The sequence below is a fragment of the Chthoniobacter sp. genome (assembly GCF_040003245.1).
Classification (GTDB): domain Bacteria; phylum Verrucomicrobiota; class Verrucomicrobiia; order Chthoniobacterales; family Chthoniobacteraceae; genus Chthoniobacter.
The window spans coordinates 1-8,519 of record NZ_JBDUCX010000273.1 but is presented as its reverse complement, the minus strand read 5'-3'; the positions used below and the strand labels follow the sequence as shown (position 1 = coordinate 8,519).

The window sequence follows — 8,519 nt, the reverse complement described above, 5'->3', positions numbered from 1 at the left end:
AGGACGGCCCTGACCTGATCGTCTGGGGAAGTTCGACGCTGACGTCCGTGCTGCTGGAGCAGGGACTGGTCGACGAGGTGGTGCTGATTGTTTACCCGGTCTTGCTGGGCCAGGGCAAACGCTGCTTTTCCGACAGCGCTGCCCCGCGCGAACTCGCTCTCGTCAGCACCAAAGCCACGCCCACGGGCGCGCTGATCAACACCTATCGACACATTGGACCGGTGCGAACCGAACCTGACAAATCGTGACTGGCCGATAACGCTTGAAGGGCACCGCCGAGGAATGGCGGCAGGCCGGAATTGGGCGCGTCGAAGAAGAAGTCGCCCCGCAGTTTTTCTTCGCAGCGCATCCCGAGTGGTTTCCCGCCCGGTCTAGGATCCGCGGCGGACGCAGAAGGTTTGACCAGGCTGGCCGATGGGAGAGAATAAGGCATGCCACCCTCTGGAGCCAACGCCAGCCCCCGCTTTCGTTCCTCCATCGTCGGTCTCCAGGAGTACGCAGAACGATGCGGCCTTGCCGAGCCCTCTGCGCTCACCTACGCCGAACGGCTGCACCTCGCCTACGGCATCGAACCCGCCACGGCCCAGGCACCTCTCTGTCTTCTCTGCCACGGCAGCGGCTTCCAGGCCCGTGGCATGGTCAGTGGAATGATCTACGAAATCGCTTGTGACTGCGACCGGGGCCGGCGGGAGTCACGTCTCTGCACGCTCGGCAACCCGAGGCGCAGGAATCGTCGCCGCGACCGCCGCCTCTGCGCGTACCTCGGCGGCGCGCTGCGCAAAACCCGCCTCGTTCCCATCGAAGAAGTCTGGGCCGGGATGGAGTGTTAGGTTGCGCAAAGCAGTCGGGAACGTCGGGAACGTCGGGAACGGGAACGGGAAGTGAACGGGTGCAACTCTTGATACTTGACGGCGCATTTTCGGCTACCCCTCGCCACGCAATGGAATCGCAGCCGCACAGGTGCGTTACGAAAGCCTCACTTTCGTAACGAGGGGGCGAACACTGCGTAGAGCTGGTATTAAAGCAGCCGAAAACCTCGATAGTTTGATAGCTGGTGAACTGTCACGATTTGTTGTAATTCAAAGGTAAGCTCAGGCTGCTTTCGTTTCACTGAAGATAGTTGCTGCACAATGTTCACAACGCCCAGTGGTGGTGACGACTCGGAAGTGGATCTGCGTCCCACCACAACTTGGGCACGAAATTCCAAACCGTTGCTGCTGGCGCTTGACAAACCAACCCAACCACATTGCCATGCCCCCGAGGATGACCGCCATGCCAGCGCAGAAGACGCATTTCCACTCCTTATACTGCTCGAAATAACGCCACTGAGGCCCGAGGGTGAGACAAAGGAACACGACGAGCCAACCTATCATCCATTTAATGAAGCTCTGGCCCATGGCCTTCCGTCTGGAAATGTATTCCTGCTTTGTCATGCGTGTGTGTGATCGGCGGCTCAATATCTGGCATCGAACCCAAGGCAGACGGGGCTATTTCGGAATAGAGGGGATCGATCGCCAAACGCCAGTTACTTCGGAGTGGGCGAAACGGCGGGCGGGGTGGGATCGAGATTGATGAAGGAAAGTGTGGTGAGGCGCGTCTCGGCGGGGCCGTCGACGCCGAAAGTGCCCGCGCCGGGGATGGTGTCGTCCTGGGCGGTGCCGACGACCATGCGGTTGAGGGAGACGGTGAAACGATCTTTTTTCGCTTCGATTTCCATGACGATGTCAATCGGCAGGGGCGGAGTGGGGGGCACGGGCCAATGGGCGATTTCGCGAACGCCCTGCGCCGAATCGTTGAGCGCGAAGACGATGGTGTCGTGCGTGAGATAGGTTTCGTAGCGCCGTATCACCCCTTTGGCATCCGGGGCCATGCGCACGTAGAATTGCACGTATTGGGCGGGGAGATTGGGAGGTGGGATGACGCAGCGGACGCGGATTTTTCCGTTGCGGAAGGTCTCCTGGGAATTGGCCTCGGCGCGTTTCTGAAAGAGCACATCGGTCTTCTGATCCACCAATTCCCGATGGTAGAGAAAGTAACCATCGCGGCGACTCTCGAGCACCCAGTCCCGCCAGATACTCGCCGGGTTCGGAGCCTCCGCGGGGTCATCGGGGTCGTCCGTCGACGACTTTATGCCGTGGTGAGAAATGTAAAACCAGGCGGCGATGACGAGGAGGAGGGCGACGGTGATTTTGCCGAGGGGGAAGGATTTTCGAGGGGTATCCGAGCCGGGCGGTTTGCGCGCCGAAACCGCTGGGGAGATAAAGACGGGGCCGGAGACCATGGGCGCTGCGGGGTCGGACTCGACCGGGGTGACGAGCCGCAATGCACCGCTCCCGGCCGAAGCCGGTCCGGGCTGGACGGGCGGCAGGGACTCCGGTCCCGATGGGGGCATGGTCGGCGCTGCGGGGTCGACCTCACTCGCCGAGACGGGTGGCGGACTTTTCTTGCGGGGTGACGGCACCGTCTCGCACTCGGGCGTCGATGCCGAATCGGGTCGGGGCTGCGCGGGTGGTGCGTGGTCCGCCTCGATCGCGGAGATGACGCTCTCGTCAACGCTGGCCACCGGAACGGGCGGCTCAGGCCGCCCGGGCGGTGCGGATGCCGGGTCGGACACGGCGGACGCTTCGAGGTCAAGATCGATCACGTAGGTGCCGTGCCGGTGATCGTCAACCACCGCAGCGGGTGCTGGCCGGGCGGGCGGCGCGGGCACGCCCGGCGACGGGGGGGCGGCTGGCATGGCATACGCCCGCCGCAAATCCGTGATCAGCGTTTCATAATCCTGCTGCCGGGCGCCGGCATCTTTCTGCATCATTTTCCCGACGACCTCGCCCAGGCGGGGCGGACATTGCGGCCACACGGCTGGCAAACTCGGCGTCGGCTCGGTGATGTGCTTGAGCATGATCGCGGCGGCGCTGGACCCATCGAAGGGCGGGCTCCCGCTGACCAGATGAAAGAGGGTGCATCCGAGACTGTAGATATCCGCGCGGAAATCGACGCTCTTTGAATCCCGCGCCTGTTCGGGGCTGATGTAGTAGGGCGTGCCCATCGAATTCCCGGTCGCGGTGAGGCCCTTGGTTTCCGCCCCGCTTTTGGCCAGCCCGAGGTCGCCGAGCTTCACCTCGCCGTCGCGCGAAAGGAAAATATTGTCCGGCTTGATGTCGCGGTGGATCAAGGAAGCTTTGCGCCAGCCGTACTGGAGTGCGGTGGCCACGCAGATGGCGATGGTGATGGCTTCCCGCGGCTCGATGCGGCCTTCGCGTTTCAGCCTGCCCCGGGCCGATTCTCCCTCCACGTATTCCATCGAAAACCAGTGGAGACCGTCGCTTTCACCGGCCGAGTAAACCTGGACGAGATTGGGATGGTTGAGGGCGGCGGCGGCGATCGCCTCCTGCCGAAAGCGGGCGATGTAAGCCTCATTGTCAGCCACGGCGGGTTGCAAAGTTTTCAAGGCGACCAGCCGCTTCAAGGAGAGCTGCCGGGCCTTGTAGACAGCGCCCATCCCTCCGTGGCCCAAGGCCTCAAGGATTTCGAATTCTCCCAGTGTTTGCCCTTGGAGGGTCATTGGAGACGCAAGGTAGGCAAAATGACGGGGGAAACGCGACCATTTTTGGCGGGGTCGGGGAATGAGGAATGTGGCTGGGCCGTGCCGCCCGAAGGCCCGCGTCGACCCACGCGCCGGACGCTTTATGTCTCGAACTTCCGTAGCACCACCCTAGACTGGCTCCTCTTTGTCCATGAACTCAATCTAAGCGATGCCCATCGAGACCTCGGGCCGTCGTCCGCTCAAGACGCGGGACTGGCCTTTCTTCAAAAACCTCGCCGCCTGGCTGGCCCGCAGTGGCGCCACGCCGAACGGCATCTCCTTCATGAGCATCGTCTTCGGTTGCCTGGCCGGCGCCTCGCTCGCCGCGACGTCGCATCTCGGAGGCTGGGCGGTGCGCGCCTGCTGGCTCGGTGCGGCGGTCTGCATCCAGTTGCGGCTCATCGCCAACTTGCTCGACGGCATGGTCGCCGTGGAAGGTCGCAAGGGCGGACCGGTCGGCGATCTCTGGAACGAAGCGCCCGATCGCGTTTCCGACGCGGCTATTTTCATCGGTGCCGGTTATGCGCTCGGCAGTGCTCCGGTGCTGGGCTATGGCGCGGCTCTGGTGGCGGTCTTCGTCGCCTACATTCGCGCCCTCGGCGCGAGCGTGGGCGTCGGACAGATATTCCTCGGCCCGCAAGCCAAACAACAGCGCATGGCGGTGACGACCGTCGCGTGTGTGCTCTCCGCGGTGTTCCCATGGACCGCATGGGGGATGATGGCCGGCGGACCTCTGTTTACGATCATCGAAGCCGGTCTCGTCGTCATCATTGTCGGAGGCGTCTTCACTGCGTGGCGCCGCCTCGCCCGCCTCGCCGCGCTGCTCCGCGAGAAAGCTCACTGATCTATGTTTGGATTGCACCCCGTCGCCTTTTGGATCGCTGCCGGCATTGCCGCGGCGCTGGCTATCACACCACTGCTTTTCCTGCTGCTCGACAAAGCCGGCAAGCTCACGCCCACGCTGCGCAACGATCTGTGGACGCGCTACAAGTCCTGGCTGTTCCTTGCCCCGCTCATGGTCGGCCCGCTACTTGCCGGGCGTCTGCCCGCGATCATCGGCGTCGGTGTGCTCTCGCTGGCCTGCTATCGGGAGTTTGCGCGGGCGACGGGGATGTTCCGCTATCGCGCCATTAGCGCGGTCGTGGCGTTGGGGATCGTGTTGCTCACGTTCGCCGCGGCGGATCAATGGTATGGCTTTTTCGTCGCGCTGAGTTCGCTGACCATCTCGCTGCTCGTCATCATCGCGCTCTTTGCCGACCAGCCAAAAGGTTACATCCAGCGCGTTGCTCTCGGTATCTTCGCCTTCTCACTGTTCGGCGTGTGCCTGGGACATTTCGGCTACTTCGCGAATGACAAGGCCGGGCAGGCTTTCCTCGTCGCCATCCTGCTTTGCGTGGAACTAAACGACGTCTTCGCCTATTGCACGGGCAAGCTCTTCGGCCGCCGCAAACTCGCCCCGCAGACCAGCCCGAACAAAACCATCGGTGGGGCGATCGGCGCCGCCATCCTCACCACGGCTTTGTTCGCTGCGCTGGTGCACGCGATTGTCCGAGGCAGCGTGCTCGATCAGCCTGTGCACCTGATTGCGATGGGCCTGCTCCTCTCGCTCACCGGGCAGTTTGGTGATCTCGTCATGTCGAGCATCAAGCGCGATCTCGGGGTGAAGGACCTCGGCGTCACCATCCCCGGTCACGGCGGGCTGCTCGACCGTTTCGACAGCCTGATCTTCGTCGGCCCCGCCATGTTTCATTACGTGAATTACTTCCTCGGACTCGGCCTCGATCAGGCGGTCCGCGGCCTCACTGGGCATTGATGGAAGACTGGCAATACAAGCCGGCCGGCGACCACGGCCTCAAACCCGAGGAAAGCCTGCGCAGCCTGCGCCGTGAGGCAGGCCTCGGGGCCACGATCACCCAGAGCGCCTGGCGCCTCGCGGTGCGCGCTTACTTGCGCGGCTATCATCGCTTGCGCGTGGAGGGCGTGGAGAACGTGCCGGCGAGTCCGTCGTTCGTCATGGTCGCCAATCACAGCAGCCACCTCGATGCCATCACGCTCGCTGCCGCGCTGCCCTGGCCCTTGCGCCGCTTCGCCTTTCCCATCGCGGCGGGAGATGTGTTTTTTGAGACACCTGCTGTCGCTCTTTTCTCCGCGATGATGCTCAACGCACTGCCCATGTGGCGAAAGAGCTGCGGCCCGCACGCCATGCAGCAACTCCGCGAGCGCCTCATTTCCGAGCCCACGATCTATGTGCTCTTTCCCGAAGGAACCCGCAGTCGGGATGGCAATCTCGGGCGCTTCAAGCCGGGCCTTGGCATGATCGTGGCCGGGTCCGAAGTGCCGGTGGTTCCTTGCTACTTGCACGGCGCCCATGCGGCCTGTCCCGCCGATCGCAAGCTGCCGCGACCGCTGCCGCTGCACCTGCGCATCGGCGCGCCGTTGCAATTTTCTGCAATTAAAAATGAGCGGGCTGGCTGGCAGGAAATCGCCGCCCAACTGGAAGCCGCCGTGACTGCTTTGCGGGACCGCGCTCCATTTTCCGGCGGCCCACAATCCTAACGCGGCGGTGAGTTTGCGCCCGGCGACTGCGGGGTGGGGGAGCCATCGTTTTTCTGGCGAAAGTCGCCGCGCAATCCGCTGACCAGCAGCCCGACTCCGGTTCCCACGAGCGCACCAAACGGACCGAAAAAGACGGCGCAAACGACGACCCGCGTGATCTTGGCGCTCAGTGGTGGGGGTGTGCCCGCCGGGACCGCCACGGCCTCGGCGAGGGGCGGTGCGGGGAGCAATTGCGTCTCGTGTCCGTAGTGCCCCAGCACCGTGAAAAGCATGTAGATTTCCGCGAGGATGAATCCAGCGATGGCGAAAGGTTTGGCGAGGTTGCGGCCCGGCATGGGGCCGCACTAGAGCCCGTGAACCCCAACCTGTCGAGCGAGACAGAGCAAAAAATCTCGGCAGGCAGGCAGGCTTTGTGCTATCTCACTTTGATAACGATTATGGCTTTTCAAGTCCCATTCCTCCGAGCAGCCGCCGTGGCCAGTGCCGCACTGGCTCTCGGGGCTTGCGGACATATCGAAGTCACGCATGTCCCTCCCGGCCAATCCATGGGCGTCGCCCTGGCCAAAAAGCCCGAGCTGGTGCGCCTCCCGGGTCCGCCTCCGGGTGCTGTGACCCAGCAGCCCGCCCAGTCCGAGCGTTTGAACACCGGCATGGCCGAGGGTGACAAACTCGCTCACGTCGCCGAGGCGTTTTCGCGTGGCCAGTTTTGCATGAATGCCGGCAAGGACGATGAGGCCATTGCAGCCTTTCAGGATGTGGTGAAATCCGATCCGACCTTTACCGAGGCCTGGCAGAACCTGGCCGCTCTTTACGAGAAAAAGGGTGACAACAAGAAAGCCATCGAGGCTTTCCGTCGCGCGAAGAAGATCGCCAGCAGCAGCCCGGCGCGCTGACGAACGGTCAGTTCGATCCATCCGCGGGGGCCGCCAGCCAGGCCAGCGCTCCCTCCCATACGCGGAAAGAGCGAATCAAATGCCTGCCTCCCAGTTGCTCAGCCACTCTGGCCATGCCATATGACCCGATATCGGCGACCAGGAGCGCCCAGCGCGCCCGGCCGGTCCGGCTATGGCTTTCTTCGACGAAGGAGACCATGCGGTGAATGTATTCGGTCGTGGCTGGGGCCAGCAAAAAGCGGCGATCCATCAACATGCCGAGACCCGGTTGATACTTGGGATCGTCGAAAATGAACTCCATGGTGTCCACCCATTCCGCGAACGTGGGCTGATGGTAGTAGGTGACTACCACGCAGCGGCGCGCGAGATCGATCTCGTATTCCAGTGGCGAATCCATGTGGGCGCGCGTGATATGCTGGAATCGGTCAATAGTCCAGCATTCAATAGAGTAATTACGTATGTCATGCCCTGGGCATGAACCTGTGATGAACTCGGTGGAGAAGACCGAACGAGAAAAGGTGGCAACGCGGGGATCGAACCCACAGACGGGCTATCATCCGCCAGAGCCCCAGCTCCGATTGCCATGATGCGCGGGGATGAGCAATCTCGCACCGATTCCGCCCGCGTCAAATTTCCGGCACGTGCCCCGAGTATCAGGCCATGCTGGATTGCACGGTGAATCGCGCCTCGCGGGCGCGACGGCGCTGATCCTGCCATTGCCCGATTCGCGCCCGCAACCGGCGCAAGCCGACGAGCAAAGCGACGGCGACAAAGTGAAAACCGAAGATGGCGCTCATGATTTCCAGCGACTCGACCGTGGGCAAGTGGCAGACCTTGGTGAAAAAGAGCAGCCAGGCGCCGATGATGATTCCCAAGCAGATGGACATGCGGATCCAATGCGGCCAGCCGAAGGGCGCGGCCAGCGGGCCGAGCCAGCGGGGCAGGGGGCGCGTGCGCATCACGTCCGCCATGACCAGCCATTCGTAGATGAAGGCTGCGGGCGTGAAGAACACCCCGACGACGACGACCCACGCGGCGAAGATGAGAAAGGCTTTCACGGCCACGATCAGGAAGATGAGTCGCAGGCGTCCCTGGCGGAGCGACGTGACCACATGCCGCACGGCTCGCATGGGCAGCGAGAGGGTGCGGTAGAGAAGGCTGCGCGCACGGATGGCATCGAGGAGGCGGGTCTGGCGGTCCTTGTTCGCCGGATCGATGCACAGGGCCTGCCGGAAGAAGCGTTCCGCTTCGCGCGGGCGCTCCAACTCGGTGAGGTAAATCTCGCCGATCGTGGTGTGGACCGCCGCATTCTGCGGGTCGAGGGCGAGAGTCTCCTCCAGACGCCGGATGCGGGACCACGCCTCCCGCGCCTTGCGCTGGTGGATCGCATCCATCCGGATCTCCAGATGCGCTGCCGCCACCCAATCCGGCGCCAACTGGCGGGCCTGCGTGATGTGGACGCGGGCGACATTCACCTTGTTTTCCCG

9 protein-coding genes and 1 pseudogene are annotated in these 8,519 nt (G+C 63.2%); 6 read left to right on the top strand and 4 right to left on the bottom strand.

Annotated elements, in window-relative coordinates; genetic code table 11:
- Together ABJF10_RS26510 and ABJF10_RS26505 are read left to right on the top strand one after the other, a co-directional pair.
- A partial coding sequence (locus ABJF10_RS26510) for a dihydrofolate reductase family protein (RefSeq protein ID WP_348547638.1) occupies positions 1-248 on the top strand: 248 nt, incomplete at its 5' end.
- 183 nt (positions 249-431) lie between these two features.
- Entirely contained in the window at positions 432-830 is a 399-nt protein-coding gene (locus tag ABJF10_RS26505) for a hypothetical protein (protein WP_348547637.1), read from the top strand.
- Between the two features lie 695 nt (positions 831-1,525).
- On the opposite strand, the gene ABJF10_RS26500 is transcribed toward ABJF10_RS26505, so the two are convergent.
- A complete protein-coding gene (locus ABJF10_RS26500) occupies positions 1,526-3,562 on the bottom strand; it encodes a protein kinase (protein WP_348547636.1) in 2,037 nt (678 codons plus the stop codon).
- A 190-nt stretch (positions 3,563-3,752) separates the two neighbouring features.
- On the opposite strand from ABJF10_RS26500, the gene ABJF10_RS26495 reads away from it, so the two are divergent.
- Genes ABJF10_RS26495 through ABJF10_RS26485 form a run of 3 tightly spaced genes read left to right on the top strand, consistent with a single transcriptional unit; the run spans position 3,753 to position 6,139 of the window.
- A complete protein-coding gene (locus ABJF10_RS26495) occupies positions 3,753-4,427 on the top strand; it encodes a CDP-alcohol phosphatidyltransferase family protein (RefSeq protein ID WP_348547635.1) in 675 nt (224 codons plus the stop codon).
- A 3-nt stretch (positions 4,428-4,430) separates the two neighbouring features.
- Positions 4,431-5,396, top strand: coding sequence for a phosphatidate cytidylyltransferase (locus tag ABJF10_RS26490; RefSeq protein WP_348547634.1), 966 nt, complete (start codon positions 4,431-4,433; stop codon positions 5,394-5,396).
- Positions 5,396-6,139, top strand: a complete 744-nt coding sequence (locus tag ABJF10_RS26485) for a lysophospholipid acyltransferase family protein (RefSeq protein ID WP_348547633.1) — start codon at positions 5,396-5,398, stop codon at positions 6,137-6,139. Before ABJF10_RS26490 ends, ABJF10_RS26485 begins: the two co-directional genes overlap by 1 nt.
- Here ABJF10_RS26485 and ABJF10_RS26480 read toward each other — a convergent pair.
- The gene (locus tag ABJF10_RS26480) at positions 6,136-6,474 is read right to left on the bottom strand and encodes a hypothetical protein (RefSeq protein ID WP_348547632.1); all 339 of its coding nucleotides are present in this window, start codon (positions 6,472-6,474) and stop codon (positions 6,136-6,138) included. The two genes, ABJF10_RS26485 and ABJF10_RS26480, sit on opposite strands and share 4 nt — an antisense overlap.
- Positions 6,475-6,576: 102 nt before the next feature.
- On the opposite strand from ABJF10_RS26480, the gene ABJF10_RS26475 reads away from it, so the two are divergent.
- Positions 6,577-7,032 carry a tetratricopeptide repeat protein gene (locus tag ABJF10_RS26475; protein WP_348547631.1) on the top strand — a complete coding sequence of 152 codons (456 nt, stop codon included), beginning with the start codon at positions 6,577-6,579 and terminating at the stop codon, positions 7,030-7,032.
- 7 nt (positions 7,033-7,039) lie between these two features.
- Here the strand turns inward: ABJF10_RS26475 and ABJF10_RS26470 are convergent, their stop codons facing one another.
- Entirely contained in the window at positions 7,040-7,429 is a 390-nt protein-coding gene (locus ABJF10_RS26470; RefSeq protein ID WP_348547630.1) for a hypothetical protein, read from the bottom strand.
- Between the two features lie 256 nt (positions 7,430-7,685).
- Positions 7,686-8,519 (bottom strand): annotated as a pseudogene (locus ABJF10_RS26465) (hypothetical protein); the annotation flags it as partial.